The sequence below is a fragment of the Vibrio sp. SCSIO 43009 genome, assembly GCF_023716525.1.
Classification (GTDB): domain Bacteria; phylum Pseudomonadota; class Gammaproteobacteria; order Enterobacterales; family Vibrionaceae; genus Vibrio; species Vibrio alginolyticus.
In genome coordinates, this window is record NZ_CP071843.1 from 56743 (window position 1) to 75639 (window position 18897).

Sequence of the window (18897 nt, forward strand, 5' to 3'; positions counted from 1 at the left end):
ATTAAATAGTTACCAATCAAAACAAGTATTTGTTCATTCTTGCTAGCTAAAATCGTTGATAACTGCGTTATAGATTTTGTAGTTAGAGGAACTAGCTATCGAAAATCTATGCCTGGTTCTAAACGATTTTTTCTACGCAATTACTGCACACCTACTTATTCAGATAGGTAATAAAAAGTGGTTACTGTAGATAAAACCTGAGGGGGAGAGAGCAAATCAGGCAGAAGGTCGTCAAGGTATCTAACCTGAAGTGCTCTCTAATTCAGTTCTAATCAGAAAAAGGAAATCGGAACTGATTAGAACTTAAATTTCAGTGGCTTAGATTTTGCCAACTAGGTCTAGTGATGGAGCTAGTGTCTCTTCACCTTCTTTCCATTTAGCTGGGCAAACTTCGCCTGGGTGTGCTGCTACGTATTGAGCTGCTTTCACTTTGCGTAGTAGGTCTTCTGCGTCACGACCGATACCTTCAGCAGTGATTTCCATTGCTTGGATAGTACCTTCTGGGTCGATTAGGAACGTTGCACGGTCTGCAAGACCTTGGCCTTCACGCATCACACCGAAGTTGTTTGTGATGTTGCCTGTTTGGTCGCCAAGCATGTAGTACTGAATCTTACCGATTGTGTCTGAGCTGTCGTGCCACGCTTTGTGAGTGAAGTGTGTGTCAGTTGATACTGAGTAAACTTCTACGCCACGTTTTTGTAGCTCTTCGTAGTGGTCTGCTAGGTCACCCAGTTCTGTTGGACATACAAACGTAAAGTCTGCTGGGTAGAAGAAGAATACTGCCCATTTACCTAGAACGTCTTGTTCTGTTACTTCAACGAATTCGCCGTTTTTGTACGCTGTAGCTGCAAATGGTTTGATTTGAGTATTAATCATAATTTACTTTCCTTTGAATGTTTTAAGCTGAGCTGTTGTTGCTTTCGGAAAGTATATTCTCATCGGAGTGTGTTTAAGGAAAATCGCTTGTAACTATCCTATTGATAGCCATTTCCTATTTCACTTGATAGGGAAATCCGATGTAAGTGAGTTTGCTTTGATAGGTTTTATTGAAGATGAAGGCGGATTAGCAATAGAGAATACCGATGATTACTTTGAGTAGATCTTCTCGATAAGATCGAAGGAGCCTGCATCTCGGCAGGCTCTTTCTAATAGGAAGTGGTGAAGCGGATGCTTCTATCTTGTTAGCTCAGATTGTCGAGCACTTTGCCACACAACTTCTTCAGCATGATCATTTCATCCAGCTCTAGGGTGATTTTACACATCATGGCGTTTGGCACCGACTTAGCTTGCTCTTTAAGGGCACGACCTTGCTCGGTTAGATTGAGTACGCGAACGCGCTCATCGGTTTCACTGCGACCACGCTCTACATAGCCTTTTGCTTCTAAACGTTTAAGCAGCGGTGTGAGTGTGCCTGAGTCCAAATGCAGTTGTGACCCCAATTCTTTCACACTGGCACCATCTTTCTCCCACAGCACCATCATCACTAAGTACTGCGAATAAGTCAGATCAAGCTCGTCCAGCAACGGGCGGTAAGCTCGGATCACTGCATTTGCTGCGCTGTAGAGCGGGAAGCAAACTTGGTTTTCGAGTAAGAGTTTATCGTCGTCGGTCATGGTGTTGTCGGTGTAACACTGGCTCATTGGCGTTGCCTACCTGCTCACAGAGAAAGAGAGTCATAAAATAAATTGTGCACAATATAGTTGCAAACTATCTTCATTTCGATATAAGATTGCAAGCAATTAAATTGTGCACAACTTAAATTAAGAAGGACACTCGCATGACTACTCTATACAAAACTCAAGCTACCGCTTTGGCTGGTCGTAATGGTCAAGTAAAAACTGATGACGGTCTTCTCGATCTAGAGCTGTCATACCCGAAGGAAATGGGCGGCACAGGCGCAGCAACTAACCCAGAACAGCTTTTTGCGGCGGGCTATTCAGCGTGTTTTTCTAACGCGATTTTGCACGTAGCACGTGAAGGTAAAGTAAACCTGAAAAGCGCTCCTGTAACGGCAGAAGTGGGCATCGGTCCGAACGATAACGGTGGCTTTGCACTAACAGTGAGCCTAGCGGTAGAGCTAGACATGCCACAAGAACAAGCGCTAGAGCTAACGCGCATTGCACACCAAGTTTGCCCATATTCAAACGCAGTTCGTGGCAACATTGATGTGGCAGTAACGGTAAACGGCGAAGCAATTTAAGCGGTTCTTATCACTGCACAAAGACAAGAAAGCCTGCAAATACGCAGGCTTTGTTGATTGGTATGAGTCGAGAATACTTAACGCGACTCTAGCGGGTAAGAGCGGTAGCTCCACATGCCGTAAGTACGCAGTGCATCGCGGTAGATACCAAGCAGTTCGCCATCGCTGGCTTTGGCTAAGTCTTTCAGTGGCTTGTCTGGGTAGCTCACTGTGTCAAAAGTGATGTCTTGTGGTCCAGTTTGCCAGCTTGCGATTTCAAACAAGGTTTGACCACGGCGTACGTGGCTCGCTGAGCTGATGATGGTCGCGTGTTTAATGTTATGACGTGCCAATGCGTAGCTGCTGAATAGAGCGTTACCTACCGTGCTGGTGGCGTAGTTTTCTTCAATGATGCGATCTTTGCTGATGCCTTTTTCAATCAGCCAATCCGCCATTAACTTGCCTTCGGTTTTGTGGTTCTTTGGTACGCCGCCCGTCAATACGATCAACGCGTCTGGGTTTGCTTTTGCCATGGCTAGCGTGGTTTCCAAACGCTCAACCAAGATTTGATGCATTGAACCATCTGGGTTCAGCGCGTATCCCAATGTGACGATTGCGCCTTTGTCATCCAATTTACCTTTGTCGGCTTTCTCTTTTAGTGGCGTGGCAAGTACGCGGTCTACGGTGTCGAAGATGCGTTGGATGTCTGCGGCTTTACCTGCATTGAGCTTAGTGAGCGTCGCCATGTGTTTCGCTGATTCCGCTTGGTTGCCCTCAAAGCGTTGCCATACCGCTAAGTAAGCGTGCAAATCCACATCATCTGGTGCAACAGAAAGGGCTTGTTCAAACAGTTCAATCGCGCGGTCTGCATTCTTGTTGTAGATCTGCGCGTTTGCTGCAGAAATCAGTAGGTCAGTACGGTACGGCTCAAGTTTGTACGCTTCTAATAAGCGGTCGGTAACAATCTCCATGTTGCTCGGCATTTTGGCGGTAAAACCCGCATGCGAGATACGCGCAGGGGATTTGAATGCTTGTACCGCGTCGTTGAGAAGTTGGTCGACAACCTGACGTTTAGTGACGATTTGTGAGTAATCGGCGGAAGATTGGACGGCAGCATCGTTAGCCGCGATAGAGTATGGGGCAGCAGTCAGCGCAATCACGCTACCAAAAGCAATGGCAAGTAAGTTCTTCTTCATGGAATGTCCTAGAGGTGCTGTAGCACCTAGTTTTTATTGTGCCTAGCGTTGTAGGTCGAACGGGGTCGATGGAGTTTTTTTCAGTCTAGGTTCGCTTCATGAATAATCTGTGAAATGAATCCCAACTCAGTCGAGCGAATGAACGCGCGTAGTCAAAACGCGAAGTAGGATCACGAAAATAAAAAGGTATTCGTTCGTATTCTAAGTAATTGGATTAAAAGATAAACAGCGTTTAGAAGAAGGGATTTAAGCGACCAGAGTAAGAAATGAAAAAGCCTGCAACGATGCAGGCTTTTGGTTTATTTGATCGCGGTGCAGAAGCTAACGTCTGCATGATGCGTTTGTGGGTCGAAGCGGTGGTAAAGCTCAAAGCAAGGACGGTCGTCGTTCTCAATACCAGATTCAATTACCTTGCTCATGACATCATCCCATGCTTTTGAGTATTGGCTCGGATCAGTAATGTGTTGGCGCATCACCGCATATTGACCGCCGGGGAAGTCTTGCAGCTCAATGCCTTTCGGAACTTCCGTGTCTTCTGGCACCATCAAGCAGATATCAGTACGGCACTTCTCGTCTGGCGTGATTTCAGGATTGTCATGGTAGATGAAGATGCAGGTATTGCCCGCCAAACCTTTCATTCCTGCCCATTGATACAGGCGACCTGATGGCTCTTCATAGCCTTGGCCGTAAGGGCCGTTTACACGAATGTAAGCCAGTTTTGCTTTTTCAAAGTTTTGCGTTTCCATTGTCGTGCTCCATTTGGTGAGTTCAGAGCCAGTATATGAATCGCTTGGTGTTACTTCGTTTCCATTCTTGCGCAACGTGTGTCCAATCTTGCTGTTTCGTGCTAATTCAGAAAACTGCTGGTAGTTTTCGCAGTCACGAAAGGCCGTCGGTGTAACGCCATAATGTTGTTTGAAGGCTTTGGCTAAGCTCTGTGAGCTAGAAAATCCGTACTCTAGGGCAATGTTCAATACCGGTTGTTTGGATTTGAATAAGTCATCGGCGGCGGCTTCTAGACGCAAACGTCGAGTGAAATCGGCTAATGTCTCGCCTTGCACGGCTTTGAAGGTGCGATGAAAGTGATAAGGGGAAAGGTTCGCCAGCGCGGCCACTTCTGGCAGGTTGAGTGGCTCATTAAAGTGTTGTTCTAGATAACGAATCACAGGAACCAGTCGTTGGTGGTAGTCGACGCGCATCGTGGTATTTCCTTGTTCTGTTCAGCTTGTTTTCTCTGCTCAAAGCCTACCGCAATCCAACAAGCTTGCAAGGGAGCAGGGTGAGAAATGCGTGGCGAGATGAGCGTCAATCAGTCACACTCAACGAGCAGATGTTTAAGCAAAAACGTTGCGCTCATTATCTTTACTAACCGCTAGGACAATCATGATAGCTTGGAAACACACTTTGCCAGAGTACGAATGGCTCATTCATCAAGTTTGGTACTTGGAAGTGCCAGAGGGTGAAGTCATTGACCCCAAGCCGCACCTTATTCCAAACCCGCGTGCTCACTTACTCTTTACGCCATCAGAGCAAGACTACAGTTACGATACGGGAGACACAAAGCTTGCTGGCAAAGGCTGCCACTTATTAACGGCTAACGAACATTTGCTGTTGTTGGAAGATACGGCTCCCATCAAGCGTATTGGTATCACCTTTCGTCCAGAGGGTTTGTATGCCATTGAATCACGGTTTAGTGATGCATCCCAAGTTGCAGCAATTAACCAATGCGAATGGTTTGATTGGCTCAACGCGGCGTTTGATGAGCGCTTTCAACAGGGGTTATGGCTGCTAGAGTTGCAAGATTCACCGCAATGTTTGCTGAACTACATCAAACAACATCTAGATTCGTTAGATATCGAACCTTGTTGCACCAAACCGTTTTTGGCGTCACAAAAAGCGGTGTCCGTGATGGATGCTCAAGCGCTACGCTCACCTGAGTTAGCGATGGATATTGATGAGATAGCCAAACAGTGCGCCTGCTCTCGAAGAACGCTTGAGCGCAGTTTCAAACAAGTGGTGGGGTTGAGCGTTAAGCAGTATCAACAAATGGCACGTCTGGAGCAGATGATTTTGACCCTCTACAAGCAACAAGAGGCGATTGATTGGGCGAGCTTCTCCCAACAATTTGGTTTCAGTGACCAATCGCATTTGATTCGTACCCTCAAACAGCAGCTAAGGAAAACACCGAGCAGGTACTTGAAAAAGCGTGACTTAACCATCGATATCTATGGCGACTTTGAGTCGTAATACATTGCTAATCAGCCCGAAAGTTGTCGCAAAAATCCAATTTTTCTCTTATCCGCTGGGCTACTATCTTCAGCAGATAACGAGGTAACACATGTCATATCAAAAACTAAAACAAGGCGAAGCCATCCCATTTAACGAATCGTTGACTATCCAACTGATTCAAGGCTCTGATCTACAAGATATTATCGAGATGTTGAACGACGATAAGGTCAATCAGTATCTGTTCTTCGCTCCTGCTGACAACAGTCTGTATGAAGGCTTCTTTGGCCCTATTATTGAAAATACGGCACAAGCGATCAAAGACGGTGTTTGGCCAGATAGCCCAACGTTCGTGATTCGTGACCAACAAGGTCAGTACATGGGAATGTGTGCGGTGACCGCAGTGATGTTCTTAGCTGGCAACTACGAAGTGGGTTATCAGTTACCTACTTGCGCATGGGGCAAAGGCGTTGCGACTCGCGCTTGTCAAATGATGACCGAGATTGGATTTACTGAGCTAAACGCCCATAAAGTCAGTGCGGATTGCTACGCTTCTAATGCTGGTTCTTACAAAACGTTAGAGAAAAATGGTTTTACTCAAGAAGGCCGTCAGAAAGACTACTACAAACGAGAGCAAGGCTTTGACGACAAGCTGTACTACGGCATGACAGCAGAGCAATTCGCGTCTTTAAATCGCTAATAATTAGCCGACAAAAAAGTAGCTAACAACAAAGTAGTGAACAAAAAGGCCGTTAACCCACATGCTCGGGTTAACGGCCTTTTCTATATTCAGCGCTAATGGCTAAGACTTAGTTGCCTTGGTTTTGACTTTGAAGCTTCTCTTTTGCTTCTTCAACCTTTGAGAAATCCAATCCCAATTCGTCTACCGCTTCTTTGATTAGCGCAGGGTTTTGCATCACTTGCGCCATCAGCATTTGTAGCTTGTCTTGTGGCAAACCTAGTTGGCTGATTGTTGCCATTGCCGCTAGAGGGTTTTGCGTCAGAGTCTGAAAAATCTCGTTGATTTGCTCATCGCTGATGTTGTTCTCTTTCAGCAAGGCGATAATTGGGTTCATCATATTTCCTTTCAATCAGTGTATGACTTGGTTGCCAGTATTTGTTCTAGTAGAATAATTGGGGCTCCCGCTCAACATTTCAATACCCCGTTAGCTCCATGTAACCAGTCCCAGAATGAGAGCCCTCAATACGTACTGGGCCTTCCCAATAAGGTACCGAAAGCGGCATTTTCGCGTTCGGGTTGAGAGCAGAAACGGTAAGCTCAATTTGCTGATTTGGAATCGACACTTGCCACTGGGTTGGATACTTTCGCCCTTGGATTTCTGTTTGCTTGGTTGCTATTAAGCGAATGTCTTTTTGAGAAATGGCGATGCCAGAGCCATCTTGCTGCATCAGCTTTGCGCTGGCGTAACTAGCTTGTCCGGTTTTGGAATCCCGCAACTGGAACACCACCAAGCTGGTTTTGTCACTCAACCTCAGAGCAAACCAGTCCCAGCCTTGTTGTGAGTCGAGTAAGAATTGCGAGCTCCACTCTCGATCTATCCAGCCTTCACCCGACACTTGATGAGTTTCGCCGTCGATGGTGACTTCACCGGAGACATCAATAAACGGTTGGCTGTAGTAATACGAAGCCACCTGACCATCGGCACTTTTGGTGCTGTAACCTTGCTCGCCTTGCTTTTGATAAGGTGCGCTGCTGGTCAGTTTTAGTGAGTAGCCAAACTGCTCTGAATTGGCATTTAGCGTGGCAGGGAAGAGGTCGTTGGTTGAAGAGGTCCACTGCCAATCATCGAGGTAAACACGAAATGGAGAGCTATCGACGCCGGCTAAGGACGCTTGAGCGCGTGACCATTTTTCATCTGCATAGTGTTTGTCGGTTGTCGTGACTGCGCTGTGCGCCATGTAGATTTGCTGAGTTTGCCACTCGGTTTTCTTCACGTCATCTTCGCCCGTTGGCGGCGCAGCAGCAAAGCGAAATTGTGTCCATTGAACGCCAAGTGGGTTGCCTTCTTCATCAATTAAGTTAGCGGTTAAGTACCACCATTCATGACGAAAGTTTGGGTGCGCTTGATGATCGGTAGGAAAGGTGAGTTCAACCCCTTTTTCTACGGGTGTGAATAGGTTGCTTTCGCTTTGCATATCTCCACTGCCCAGAAAAGTTCCCATATTTTGTTGCTGCGCATCTTCACAACCGAATAGGAATAAGCTGCTTATGAGTAGAGTAAGCTTGCTTGCCAATCGAACCATCACAAGACCTCGCTTTGCAAACTGGATACGACAGGCTTGCTGACCAATCGCCACAGCGGAATCAAGGTTGCAATCACCGCCACCAAGATGGTGATCGCCGCAATACTGAGGGCGTCACTCCAATTCCACAGATAATTTAAGCTCCAACCAAAAGCGCGTAAGGTGACGATGTCTGTCAGCACATAACCCACCATGGCTCCGAGGGGCAGGGCGACAACCAGAGTAAAACTGACTAAAGCGACGATCTGCCCGACCACCATGGTCATTAATTTACGACGGCTGACGCCAAGTGCATACAGCCTTGCAATGGCGGCTTTGCGCGCGTCGAGCAACATAAAACAAGCACTGAACAAACCAATCACCGCGACCATCAACGTCACGCCGTTGAGTGCGCGTGTAATGGCGAAGGTCTGCGAGAAAATATCCAACGCGATGGATTTGATTTGCGCCTGGTCGTAGAGTTGACTCGGATGCAGATTCAATTGCTCGCGCAGTTGCTCGTAGACGATTTGTGGGTCCCCTGAGACTTTAATGCCAAGGCTTGTTGGCAGGTCGGTAAAGCCACTCTCTTGCCATAACTTTGGTGCTAATAAGACTTCACCGTTAGGTGAGCCGTAATCATGGAATACCGCACCCACAAGGAGGTTCTTATTTGGAACGGCATCAAGCGTGAGCTCGCTACCCAATGATAAACCCAGTTTGACCGCGGTTGGTTCACTGATAGCGACCAACTCACCTTGGTAAAAGCGTGACCAGAAGTTCTCCAAACGCGATTTGAACACCATTGTTTGCTCTAAGGTGTCTTTGTCTTTGGTGCCAAGCAAAATCGGTAAGCCTTGCAGGTTATCGTCGACGTAGTATTGCTTGTAGACGGTCTCAACATTGTCAAACTGTCCTAATGCGCGCTCTACATCTGCGATTTCCCCTTGCGCAGGGCTGACGTAAATATCGGCGTGTAACCTTTGTTCTAACCACTGCTTTAGGGTGGATTCAAAGCTACCAACTAGCTTGTTCATCCCCATATTGGCAGTAACGGCGAGTAGCAGTGCCATCATGGCGAGAGAAAGCGGAGAAATCAGCTCACGCAGCTCAGCAAACAGATACTGCATCAAACCGGAATTGGTGCGCTTCTCACACCAATTGGCTAAGACGCTGAGTGTTTTGGGTAGGTACAAAGGAATCGACACTACAAGCACGCCGAGCCACGCCATGGTGAAGCGGTGATGCTCACTCAGCCATAACCCTGCGAGTGCGAGAGTCGTCAACGCAGCACCTATCACGAACAATTGGTTTTCGTTAGAGGCTTCAGGCGCTTGATAAAACCCGCCATGAGAGGAAAGCGGTTGGCGCACTCGCTGTTTAAAGTGCTGCCAACACGCCAACAGGGTTGCGGTTAACGTGAGCAGCAGCGCTTGCGCCCACCATTGCCACTGCCAAGTTCCGGGCAGAAGTGTCGCGCCATAAAGTTGTTCTAGAGTCAGTGCCACGGTCGGATGTAGCCAATGGCTAAGCTGCATGCCCAATACAAAACCGAGGGAAGCGCCGATGGTAACGAGAACAGTGAGTTCAACTAACAGCGCAGAGAGCACAATGCTCGGCGCAACGCCCGCCTGTTGAATCTGCACTAACAGCCGATTGCGTTTAAGCAAGCTGTACTTAACGCCGTTGTAAGCAATGAACAGCCCGACTAAAAACGCGAGTAAGCTCATTGCGGTGAGATTGAGGTGAAAGCTGTCGGTCAGTGAGCCAAGGTCTGTGCTTTGATTATTGGAAATCCATTGTCCTTGCTCGCCAATGATGCTTTGCCAATTTGCTTGCGTGTCTTTATTCCCTTTATCACCCGAATGGAAAACCGCAATGTAACTGAGCTGCCCTTTTTTATTGAGCAGTTGCTGGGCAAAGCCAATGTCCATCAACATTCGGCTACCTAACTGCCATTCGTCAGGCAACACCACCACTTGGGTTGGAATGTCGTCCAGAGTTAGGGTTTCTACCTCTCCTAAGTTTTGATGTTGAGATTGGCTCATCATCACGATTGGCTTGCCAGCTAAAAGCTCAGGTAGAGGCAAAGCACTGTCGAACAAAGACACGTTCTGTTGGTTATCTGATGACTTTTGCTTGTTATCCGTTGAGTAGCGCGAACGTGAAGAGATGGCAGCAATTAACTCGCTACCTTGTACTGACCAACGACGACCTTGTTCGTCTCTCACTCGCCCTTCGATTACAGGTAGTGCTGCACTGAGCCCGTTTTGTCTAAGGGTGAAATAAAGAGACTCGGGCAGATAGTTTTGCCCTGCTGGTGGAATAATTAAGTTCTGAGCTTGTGCGCTAAGCTGCTCGGTAGATTCCGCATAACTTCGTTTGGCATTGAGGTTGATGGCTTGCACCGCAACAAATAAGGTCACAGCCAACACGATACCGATCAGAATCGCGGCGGCTTGCAGTGGTGCTTGTCGATAATGTGCCGCAAACAGATCCAGGGCGAGTCGAGTATGCGTGAATCTGGTGGTTGATAGCTTAGCTTGCTTCATGGCGAAGCTCATGTTTGTTTACTTGATGACTGTTCTGTAGCTGACTGTTATCCAATCGCAGCCGTGCTTTCATAAATTCAGCGCATTCATGGCTGTGTGTTACCAATAGCACCGCCGTATTGCCCTGGGTGGTGATTTCACTGAGCAGTTTCATCACTTCCAAGCCTGCTTTTTGGTCGAGGTTACCTGTGGGTTCATCAGCAAGTAGCAGTTTAGGTTTGTGTGCTAAAGCGCGCGCAATCGCGACTCGTTGTTGTTGACCACCGGAAAGGGCAGAAACATGTCTATCAAGCAGTTGGCTGATGCCTAGAGTCTCGACCAAATAATCGCACCAGTCATTCCATTTTTGTTGATTCAAATGTAGAGGGAAGGCGATGTTTTGCTGCACGTTGAGCGGCGTTAATAGGTTGAATTGCTGAAAAATAACACCGAGTTTTTGGTGTCGAAATCGGCTCCATTGCGGGTCTTTCCAAGCCGCCGTGTTATCACCATCTAACCACAACTCACCTTCGGAAAGTGGCTCAAAGCCAGCGATGACATTGAGTAAGGTACTTTTGCCGCTGCCACTTGCGCCTGTCAGCGCAACACTCGCTCCTGTGTTCAACGTAAAGTCGACGCCTTCCAACACGCGATGTGTCTCTTTGCCATCGACAAAGCTTTTGCTGGCGTGTTTGAGTGTGACAAGTGGGCTTTCCATTTCCTCTCCCTGTATTCAAAAGGTGTCGTTTCTTTTGGCAATGGCTATTGCAGTTAGTTCTCTAGAAACTTTAGACAACAATTAGATAAAAACAGCGATTTACATCGAGTTTAAGGTCTGTTGACCTTTCGAGCTGATTTTTGCAGCGAATTGTTGGGTATTTGTGCAAGGCAGAAGTTTTGATGTGTAGTTAGCCTACATGAAAAAGCTGATAACGCAGGAGAAATGACCAACAAACGCTGCCCAAAGGGTTCGGCTAAAATCGTTCTATGCCTTGTTAAGGAGTATTTACTTAGGATGCTAGGCTACACACTCCTTGCCTCGCCTAAAACGATTTTACCTCGAACAAAACTTAATCTCGAAAGATAAACAGACCCTACTTTGTACTGAAAAGAAGAGGGAAGAGATTAAATGAGGAAGGGATATGACAGGCATTAAAAAAGCCCGAGTCAGACTCGAGCTTTCAAAGATATTAAGCGTGGTCAGCTTACACGTAGTACGCTTCAACTTCGCCTTTAAGCTTGATTAGCATTGGGTTACCGAAACGGTCTTTTGCTTTAGGAGAAGCAATTTTTACCCAACCTTCGCTGATGCAGTATTCTTCTACGTCAGTACGCTCTTGGCCGTTGATACGAATACCGATTTGGTGCTCGAAGCATTCTTTGATGAAGAATGGGCTACGTGGGTTACCCGCTAGGCGATCTGGTAGAGCTGGTTTAGCTGTATCTGTCATTTTGTGTGACCTAAATTCCGTAAAAAGTGCGCTATTGTAGTCAGTGCACTGTGTGTGTTCAAGATATGTTGAGAGTGGATGCGTTGTTTAACTTTCAAGTACCGCCTACAACCCCTTCAAATACTGCGCGTTGGCTGTTGGTTGAATCATGTCATTCAGCGTTTGGATGGCTAGTTCGCTGTGATCTTCAAGTAGAGCTAAGAACGCGTCAATCAACTCAGGTTTGCTTGCTGAGACTTTCGTTTCGGTCTGGATATCACGCAGATCGATCAACACATCGGTAAACAATTGCGGCAGATCGTGCAGCACTTGCAGGTTTAAGACGTTGTGCTCGCTGTAGATTGAATTGTGGCTGCCTTTCTGTTTTTGCACCACGTAAGGATTGTCTTTTAAGTTGATGATAGACGTGCGTTTATCACAGCGTTTCAAACAACCTTTGTTGACCTTCACCTTACGGCATCCTTCGGTTTGTTGGAACAAACATTGGCGGCTCGTGAGTAGGGTATTTGGATGATAAATGCTGTAGAAGCTGCGCATGTTTTTCGGACGCTTGATATGGCGCATCTGCTTCATATTCAGCTCGTTAGAAACAAACGCGCCACTTGCAGCGAACTCGTCTTGAAGGCATTTAAACGCGTATGAGTTCACCGTGTTCATTTGTGGGCCTGCCACCCAGCCTAAGCCGAGCTCTTTTGCGATCATGCTGACGCCTGAGTTGTTGGTGATCGACAACTCAGGTTGGATGGTTTCCAAAAATACGCGCGCGGCTTGGTAGTCTTCGCCAATCAAAATGGCAGGGAACCAAGGTTTGAGCATTGGGTTGGCTTGGAACAACTCAATCATCGCGCTCAGTTCACCAGACAATCCCATTGGTAATTGATAGTAAACATCAATGTCGCGGTATTCGCACAGCATGGCTTCTTGTGCTGACGAGATCAGAACCGATAATTTTGGCGCACCTTGGCGAGGTTCTGGTTGAGGTAACGCTGGCAGAGTTGGTACATCAATCGACCCTTTCAAGCTGCTGCCGGATACTTGTGTCGAAGTGACATCGAACGACTTGGTTTGCTCTGCCACTTTCTCAATGATCGCGGTTTTGTCGTCGTAGAGTTTCTTTTTCACCGCTTGCACATCATCAGCAGACTGGCATTGATAAACCTTCGAAAAATACTTTACAGCGTGGTCGCGCGGGTTGTCGATGTACATCGCCTTGCCGAAATCACCTTGCAAAAATGCGTTGGAGAAATCACGGTTGAACACCGTGTACAACTCGGTTGTGTCTTCAGAGAGTTCCAAACCCTCGCACAAGCGATCGATTTGCTGGCGCCAATTGTCGACCACGGTATAGACGTAGTGCGATTTCTTGATTCGTCCTTCCACTTTTAATGAATACACGCCAGCATCGGCAAGCGCTTCCAAGTCCCCAAAGGCGGAATTGTCTTTCATATTGAGTGGGTAGTTGTTGCCCGTTTTGGTCGTTTCGTATTGTTCACGACAAGGCTGGCTACAACGACCACGGTTGCCCGAAGCGCCGTTACGCGCAGAACTGATGTAACAGATGCCAGAGAAACCAATGCAGTAAGAGCCGTGTACAAACACTTCCATCATCACGTCATGCTCACGACCAAACTGAGCCAGATATTTGATTTCATTAATGTTTAGTTCGCGAGATAAGTTTACTCGGCTTGCGGTGAGCTGGTTGAGAAAGAGGATTTGGCCTTCGTTATGCGTGTTCAGTTGCGTTGAAGCGTGCACATCCAAATCGGGAAAGTGATGTTTGAGAATGTAGGCCAGACCGAGATCTTGCACGATCACGCCATCGATTTTGGTGGTGTTCAGTTGGCTGAGTAAGCGAACAATCGCCGGAATTTCACTTTCTAAAATCAGCACATTCAACGTTAGGAAAATCTTACAGCTGTGCTGATGGGCTAACGTTAACACGCCATTTAAGTTATCTAAGGTGAGGTTGGTCGCTCGGTTACGAGCATTGAAGCGGTCGAGCCCACAGTAAATTGCATCGGCGCCAGCGGCAATGGCGGCTTTGATGGAATCTAAATCACCACCGGGTGCTAATAACTCAAATTGATCGCGTGTCACTACTTTTCTCTTTCTTACTAAAATAGGCTGCAAATGTTACGTATTTCACGCTTTTGATGCTCGGCTAGTTAATGCTTTATTAATCTGAATCAATTAATCCGTGTTACACGGTCGACTCTTGAGTGGGTAGAGTGCAATTCGCCATAGCGGAATCTGACTTCTATAGTTTTCCTACACTTGGTTTTTCTATATTTAGTTTTCTACTCAGAGAGAGGAAGGGACGACAAATGAAAAAAGTAATGATGGGGTTGGTAGTGGCGTTGGCGTCATTGAGTACGTTGGCTGGGGAGGGTGTGGTAACCGTTGCGAGCACGCATTCAGCAAAAGATACGGCGGATAAATTTGTCGCTATCGCGCAAGAAAAAGGGTTGAACGTCTTTGCGCGCATTAACCATCAAGAGAACGCCGTGAAAGTCGATATGACGTTGCGACCAACTGAAGTTATCGTGTTTGGGAACCCTAAAGTGGGCACACCACTGATGATCTGTGCGCAGGAAGTGGCGCTCGATTTACCCCAAAAAGTGTTGGTGTATGAAGATGCTGAAGGCAAAACGTGGTTAGCTTATAACGATCCGATGTATTTAAAGCAGCGCCATCATATTGAAGGCTGTGACGAGGTATTGAACAAAATCAGCGGCGTGCTGGGCAATTTAACCAACGCTGCGGCGAAGTAGAGTGCTGTATTAGGGCTGTTAGGGCTGTTTGTTATGTTGAAGAATAAAAAAGCCCCAATGATTGGGGCTTGAATGAAGCGAAGTATGCCGTTTAAAAATAGTGGAAGATCGGCGGTTCATGCATCAAGAAGTTTTGATGGGAGATGTTCCACGCATACGCGCCCGCTAAGGTAAACACAACGTAATCACCAATATCGACGTGGGCGACGTGTTGATTGCGTGCCAGCACATCTTTGGGCGTACAAAGCTGGCCGACAAAGGTCGCTTGTGCATGCTGAATTGGGTGAGAAATCTCATGGTGTTGCTCGCTTTTCAGGATGACGAATGGATGATCATGGCTCTGCGCTGCTGGCGTGCGGAAATGGTGGGTTCCTCCGCGCGCGATGACAAAGTTTTCGCCAAGATTTTGCTTAATATCCAGCACTTCCATTACGTAATAACCGCATGCCGCCGTGATGAAACGTCCGCATTCAAAACGCAGTGTCCAATCTTGCACTTGCTCTTTAGCGATGAGGAATTCCAACTTGTCGCAAAACTCCATCCACGGAAAGTGTTGCTCAGGGTTTTGGTAGTTGATGCCCATGCCGCCGCCCAAGTTGATCATCAGCTCACCGAGTTCGAACTCCTGTTGCCACGCCTTCACGACTTGGAAATAGCGCTGCATCAACGCTAAGTGACGTTCAACATCGAGCTGATGCGACATCAAGTGAAAATGGAAACCTTTCAGTGACACTTGCGGGAAATCGCGCAGCAACATTAAAGCATTACTCAGTTCGGACTCGTCCAAGCCAAATGGAGTCGGCTTGCCACCCATCGCCAACTTGCTGAGCGTGATGTCGCCAATATCAATGTTCATACGCAAAAAGATCGAAGTAGGGCGGTTGAGGCGCTCGGTTAGTGCTCCAATGCGCTTTAGCTCGGTGAGACTTTCGACATGAATTCCATCGACATCCAGCTCAATCGCTTGTTGCAATTCACTTAGCATTTTTCCGGGGCCACCGAAGATCAATGGCTTATCGAGTTGTTGCTGGTGGAGGTGTGTCAACTCCCCGCCAGACGCCGCTTCAAAACCATCGACATACGGCGCGAGCGTTTTGAGAATAGGGCCCGATGGATTGGCTTTGGCTGCGTAAAATAGCTCGACATTTTTCGGCAAAACGTGACGCAGTTGTTTGATGTGTTCTTCTAAGGCGCTTAGGTCATACACGTACGCGCACAAGGGTTGATTTTGCTGCTGTGCGAGCGTGTGAACTTGCTGGCTAACGCGTGTCGGTAGGGAGAGTGAATTAGACATGTTGCGCTCCTTTTTCGTGTTGCTGCCAAGGCGCGGCGACTTGGGTATAGCCCGACTCCTTATCGGCTTTTTGCATCAAACGCGTGGTGAAATTATTTTTGCTTGGGAAGTGACCGCCATTCAGCAATGCTTCTAGTTCTGGCTGTTTTCCATTCACTGACTGCCAACGCACAATGGCACTTTGCACCGCATTCCACAGCGTTTGCTCTAGTGGCTCATCACCTTCTGCGATGAAGAAAATCGCTTCGCTGATGTTGTTGATAAAGGTGCAGTATCCGATGCGATTCCAGCCTTGTTCGCGACTGTAGTAAACCGATTGTCGCGCGCGTTCAGACAAGTCAGTTAATGTTTCTGCTGGCCAAAACTCTGGCAGTAACTTGGTGCCTTCCAAATCACGAATCCAAACACAACACGGCATCTCTTGTTCAAAGCCAATCAAGGTGTTTTGCAAATGCGGCTCAAACGCCACCCCGTGTTTGAAGTAGTAGTTAAACACACCTGGAATTAGGCAATGCAAATAGCGTTCAAACCACAGTGTCGCGATGTCGGAATAGCGATTTTGCGTAGTACGCGCTTTGTTTTTAAGGCGTTGAGCAATGCAACTGTTGCCGTTTTTGTCGTAAGCAAACAGAGCGCCAGCGAGGGTTGGTTTTAAGATGTCGACTTCGCTCAGCGAGAAATTTTCGCGGTATAAAATCCCAAACGATTCGCGCGCTTTGGTGTTGTCATCCCAATTACGCTCAGCGACACTTTCTAGATTCAATGTGGTGGCGTAAGGCTCTGTCATCACTTTAAATACGGGGTTGTGCAGCTGTTCGTTTTCTCTAATTGGTTTGAGAATCGACGTGAGTTGCACGGCGCTGTCGAGTTCGTACCACGCGTTTTTACGCACGCAATTGGTTAATCGTACGTTGATGGAGACTTTCGCAAACCAATCCATATCTGGGTGGTAGAGGGTACGAACTGAAGAGGTCGGCTGCATCTTTTCACCACCTAAACCCAGTGGCGTGATCTTGCCTTGTTCAATGGCACGCTTCACGCTTGGGTTGCTCAAAATGGTGTAGCTTTCCCAAGGATGGCAAGGGTAGAGGGTCTTCCCATTGCTGGTGGCGTGTTGTGGCGCGAGCTGTTGTAGCATGTGCTGAGCAGGGTTAGCTTCTCCGTCGGAACTCAGCACATCAAGTAAGGACGTATCCACTTCAAACCAGTACAACGGGACTTGCGCGCCGACTTCTGGAGAAAACGCCAAGAGATCATCCATGGTGACGCCCGAACGACTTTTCGGGGTCGGATGGAAAGTATGCCCCCAAATCAGAGACTGTTCCGAAGCGATAAACTCGTTGTGATGCGATTTGGGCGCGACGTTGAGAAACTGCTCGGTAACCAGCACGCTATTTTCTAGTTGTTCGATCAGCTCATGGTTAAACGGGATCGCCAACACCTGCTTGAGATAGTTAAGCAAAAGCGTAAGAGTTTGCGTGGCATCCAATTTCGCCCAACCAGATCCCGGCATTTTCGCCCACGGCAGTTCTGCCAATTTGATTTTGCCCAGTTTGCTCGCGTAGTGAATCGGCAAAACCAGCACGCCATTTTGTTGAGAAAGATGAACGGCTACCCGCTGCTTGGCGGAATAGTTGCGTTTTAACGTTTGGGGTAGCGATGTCGATTGGTAGTGCCATTCCACTTGTTGATTCGGTAGCGCAAATTCACGTAAGTAACAATTAAGAACACCCATTATCGTGTTGAGTTGGGCCTTCTCCCGATTGAGCTGCACATCATGCGCGCGCAACTCGCTAGTCTGAGAGGATTGAGTTTGTAACATGTTGATTTCCAAATTTTGAATGGAGAACCAGCGCGATCAAGGTGATTACGCTGACTATCGCAGAAAGTAGGAAAGGAACCTCAAGTAGCCCCAAGCTAGAAATGAAAGAAGCGCAAAATCCCGCCGCCACGCCACCCCATTTGGACATGGCATCAAAGCGAGAAAATACTTTGCCACTGAGTTTGCGATCCAGATTGCTCGCAAGATGCTGATGCAATCCGTGATAACAACACACCATCGCGATGCCAAAGATAATTCTCGCAGCAATGAGTGCGGTTTCGGACGCAATCAAATGCAAGGCAGAGCTCACGGCAAGCAATGCAAACCCGAGCCACAACGTGCGCAGCGGTTGATGGCGATTCAGCCCATCTGACAACACGTGGATTTTGCCTGCCAGCAACAGATAGACGCCATGCGGCAGTGCGTACAAAAAACCGATCCATGCGTGGTGAGTGATGCCATATTGCTGCACAAACGGCGAGAAATAAGGAAAGGTCACCACCATGGAAAACGCAAACCCGAACTGAGCAAAGAAGATCCAGCGAATGGCATGCATTGCGTTTTTCTGTGCAACCGGTTTTTCTTGCTGAGATTCTGAGTTTGGCTTTTCGAGGTTTCGTTCGGCGGGTTTATCCGCAGGCAGTGTTAGCGTGATGCCCATAGCAATTAAAGGCAAAACGCATAACCACAGGTACGCGTTGAGTGGGTTGGTTTCGGACAAGCTCCAGCCGAGCCCAATGGGCGCAACGATCAGCGCCAAGCGAGCAGATAGCTGGGTTTTATTGAGTGACTTGCCGAGTTTTTTGGCTTCTTTAATTTGACTAGATAAGTAGCTGTTCGAGGCGGCCATGGTGCCGCCAAAGGTTCCTTGAACAATAAGACCAAACACAAACATGGCGAGGTTGTCTGCCAAGCCGCACAGCGCAAAACCTGCTGCAAGGCCAAGTTGCGCACGCAAGAGTGAGCGGCGGCGACCGTAGCGATCGGCAAAGTTGCCCCAAAATCGCGCCGCCAACGCAGTACAAAACGTAGGTAGGATAAACAATACCCCTGCCCAGTCCGCATCAATGCTTGCGCCTAATGTTGGCAACACGACGGGTAGAAATAGCGGCATACCTAACGCGGCAAACGCAGCGATAAAGTGGCACAACAACACACTGTAGATGAGTTTGGTCATAATCGT

The 18897-nt window shown here is 47.7% G+C and carries 17 protein-coding genes; 4 read left to right on the top strand and 13 right to left on the bottom strand.

The features are described from left to right. Positions 1-318: 318 nt before the first annotated feature. Positions 319-876: an alkyl hydroperoxide reductase subunit C gene (gene ahpC, locus J4N43_RS15990; protein ID WP_005374632.1), complete on the bottom strand. Its 558-nt coding sequence runs from the start codon at positions 874-876 to the stop codon at positions 319-321. A 305-nt stretch (positions 877-1181) separates the two neighbouring features. Next, entirely contained in the window at positions 1182-1640 is a 459-nt protein-coding gene (gene ohrR / locus J4N43_RS15995; RefSeq protein WP_045484297.1) for a transcriptional regulator OhrR, read from the bottom strand. 137 nt (positions 1641-1777) lie between these two features. Between ohrR and ohr the strand changes: the two genes are divergently transcribed. Continuing rightward, positions 1778-2200 (top strand): organic hydroperoxide reductase Ohr, encoded by a 423-nt coding sequence (gene ohr / locus J4N43_RS16000; RefSeq protein ID WP_005374640.1) that lies wholly within the window; start codon positions 1778-1780, stop codon positions 2198-2200. Positions 2201-2277: 77 nt separating this feature from the next. Here the strand turns inward: ohr and J4N43_RS16005 are convergent, their stop codons facing one another. Continuing rightward, on the bottom strand, positions 2278-3375 hold the full coding sequence (locus J4N43_RS16005; RefSeq protein WP_062730883.1) for a YdcF family protein: 1098 nt from the start codon (positions 3373-3375) through the stop codon (positions 2278-2280). Between the two features lie 299 nt (positions 3376-3674). Continuing rightward, the gene (locus J4N43_RS16010; RefSeq protein ID WP_062730884.1) at positions 3675-4574 is read right to left on the bottom strand and encodes an AraC family transcriptional regulator; all 900 of its coding nucleotides are present in this window, start codon (positions 4572-4574) and stop codon (positions 3675-3677) included. A gap of 184 nt (positions 4575-4758) precedes the next feature. Here J4N43_RS16010 and J4N43_RS16015 point away from each other — a divergent pair, with 184 nt between their 5' ends. After that, the gene (locus J4N43_RS16015; protein ID WP_062730885.1) at positions 4759-5622 is read left to right on the top strand and encodes a helix-turn-helix domain-containing protein; all 864 of its coding nucleotides are present in this window, start codon (positions 4759-4761) and stop codon (positions 5620-5622) included. Positions 5623-5713: 91 nt separating this feature from the next. Further along, positions 5714-6301, top strand: coding sequence for a GNAT family N-acetyltransferase (locus tag J4N43_RS16020; protein WP_062730886.1), 588 nt, complete (start codon positions 5714-5716; stop codon positions 6299-6301). Positions 6302-6410: 109 nt separating this feature from the next. Here the strand turns inward: J4N43_RS16020 and J4N43_RS16025 are convergent, their stop codons facing one another. The 6 genes from J4N43_RS16025 to J4N43_RS16050 all read right to left on the bottom strand — a co-directional run bounded on the left by J4N43_RS16025 (position 6411) and on the right by J4N43_RS16050 (position 13924). Continuing rightward, positions 6411-6677 (bottom strand): DUF2999 family protein, encoded by a 267-nt coding sequence (locus J4N43_RS16025; RefSeq protein WP_004746427.1) that lies wholly within the window; start codon positions 6675-6677, stop codon positions 6411-6413. Between the two features lie 79 nt (positions 6678-6756). Next, positions 6757-7866 (bottom strand): lipocalin-like domain-containing protein, encoded by a 1110-nt coding sequence (locus J4N43_RS16030; protein WP_017820081.1) that lies wholly within the window; start codon positions 7864-7866, stop codon positions 6757-6759. After that, the gene (locus tag J4N43_RS16035; RefSeq protein WP_062730887.1) at positions 7866-10397 is read right to left on the bottom strand and encodes an ABC transporter permease; all 2532 of its coding nucleotides are present in this window, start codon (positions 10395-10397) and stop codon (positions 7866-7868) included. The genes J4N43_RS16030 and J4N43_RS16035 overlap by 1 nt, the downstream gene beginning before the upstream one ends. After that, complete coding sequence (locus tag J4N43_RS16040; protein WP_047102441.1) at positions 10384-11094, bottom strand: ABC transporter ATP-binding protein; 711 nt, start codon at positions 11092-11094, stop codon at positions 10384-10386. The genes J4N43_RS16035 and J4N43_RS16040 overlap by 14 nt, the downstream gene beginning before the upstream one ends. A 487-nt stretch (positions 11095-11581) precedes the next feature. Continuing rightward, complete coding sequence (locus J4N43_RS16045) at positions 11582-11827, bottom strand: DUF3297 family protein (RefSeq protein WP_005374689.1); 246 nt, start codon at positions 11825-11827, stop codon at positions 11582-11584. A 105-nt stretch (positions 11828-11932) separates the two neighbouring features. After that, positions 11933-13924 (bottom strand): U32 family peptidase, encoded by a 1992-nt coding sequence (locus J4N43_RS16050; RefSeq protein ID WP_158159428.1) that lies wholly within the window; start codon positions 13922-13924, stop codon positions 11933-11935. A gap of 227 nt (positions 13925-14151) precedes the next feature. Between J4N43_RS16050 and J4N43_RS16055 the strand changes: the two genes are divergently transcribed. Next, complete coding sequence (locus J4N43_RS16055) at positions 14152-14598, top strand: DUF302 domain-containing protein (protein ID WP_047102439.1); 447 nt, start codon at positions 14152-14154, stop codon at positions 14596-14598. Positions 14599-14689: 91 nt separating this feature from the next. On the opposite strand, the gene J4N43_RS16060 is transcribed toward J4N43_RS16055, so the two are convergent. Genes J4N43_RS16060 through J4N43_RS16070 form a run of 3 tightly spaced genes read right to left on the bottom strand, consistent with a single transcriptional unit; the run spans position 14690 to position 18891 of the window. Further along, positions 14690-15892, bottom strand: coding sequence for a type III PLP-dependent enzyme (locus tag J4N43_RS16060; RefSeq protein ID WP_053350159.1), 1203 nt, complete (start codon positions 15890-15892; stop codon positions 14690-14692). After that, entirely contained in the window at positions 15885-17714 is a 1830-nt protein-coding gene (locus J4N43_RS16065) for an IucA/IucC family protein (RefSeq protein ID WP_062730889.1), read from the bottom strand. The genes J4N43_RS16060 and J4N43_RS16065 overlap by 8 nt, the downstream gene beginning before the upstream one ends. Further along, complete coding sequence (locus J4N43_RS16070) at positions 17686-18891, bottom strand: MFS transporter (protein WP_062730890.1); 1206 nt, start codon at positions 18889-18891, stop codon at positions 17686-17688. Before J4N43_RS16070 ends, J4N43_RS16065 begins: the two co-directional genes overlap by 29 nt. Between the last annotated feature and the right edge of the window lie 6 nt (positions 18892-18897).

Excerpts from the sequence above, each read along its gene's own strand:
- J4N43_RS16070 (WP_062730890.1), bottom strand. The coding sequence starts at position 18,891 with ATGACCAAACTCATCTACAGTGTGTTGTTGTGCCACTTTATCGCTGCG.
- J4N43_RS16065 (WP_062730889.1), bottom strand. The coding sequence starts at position 17,714 with ATGTTACAAACTCAATCCTCTCAGACTAGCGAGTTGCGCGCGCATGAT.
- J4N43_RS16020 (WP_062730886.1), top strand. The coding sequence starts at position 5,714 with ATGTCATATCAAAAACTAAAACAAGGCGAAGCCATCCCATTTAACGAA.
- J4N43_RS16030 (WP_017820081.1), bottom strand. The coding sequence starts at position 7,866 with ATGGTTCGATTGGCAAGCAAGCTTACTCTACTCATAAGCAGCTTATTC.
- J4N43_RS16005 (WP_062730883.1), bottom strand. The coding sequence starts at position 3,375 with ATGAAGAAGAACTTACTTGCCATTGCTTTTGGTAGCGTGATTGCGCTG.
- J4N43_RS16035 (WP_062730887.1), bottom strand. The coding sequence starts at position 10,397 with ATGAAGCAAGCTAAGCTATCAACCACCAGATTCACGCATACTCGACTC.
- ahpC (WP_005374632.1), bottom strand. The coding sequence starts at position 876 with ATGATTAATACTCAAATCAAACCATTTGCAGCTACAGCGTACAAAAAC.
- J4N43_RS16045 (WP_005374689.1), bottom strand. The coding sequence starts at position 11,827 with ATGACAGATACAGCTAAACCAGCTCTACCAGATCGCCTAGCGGGTAAC.
- ohrR (WP_045484297.1), bottom strand. The coding sequence starts at position 1,640 with ATGAGCCAGTGTTACACCGACAACACCATGACCGACGACGATAAACTC.
- J4N43_RS16040 (WP_047102441.1), bottom strand. The coding sequence starts at position 11,094 with ATGGAAAGCCCACTTGTCACACTCAAACACGCCAGCAAAAGCTTTGTC.
- ohr (WP_005374640.1), top strand. The coding sequence starts at position 1,778 with ATGACTACTCTATACAAAACTCAAGCTACCGCTTTGGCTGGTCGTAAT.
- J4N43_RS16055 (WP_047102439.1), top strand. The coding sequence starts at position 14,152 with ATGAAAAAAGTAATGATGGGGTTGGTAGTGGCGTTGGCGTCATTGAGT.
- J4N43_RS16060 (WP_053350159.1), bottom strand. The coding sequence starts at position 15,892 with ATGTCTAATTCACTCTCCCTACCGACACGCGTTAGCCAGCAAGTTCAC.
- J4N43_RS16010 (WP_062730884.1), bottom strand. The coding sequence starts at position 4,574 with ATGCGCGTCGACTACCACCAACGACTGGTTCCTGTGATTCGTTATCTA.
- J4N43_RS16015 (WP_062730885.1), top strand. The coding sequence starts at position 4,759 with ATGATAGCTTGGAAACACACTTTGCCAGAGTACGAATGGCTCATTCAT.
- J4N43_RS16025 (WP_004746427.1), bottom strand. The coding sequence starts at position 6,677 with ATGAACCCAATTATCGCCTTGCTGAAAGAGAACAACATCAGCGATGAG.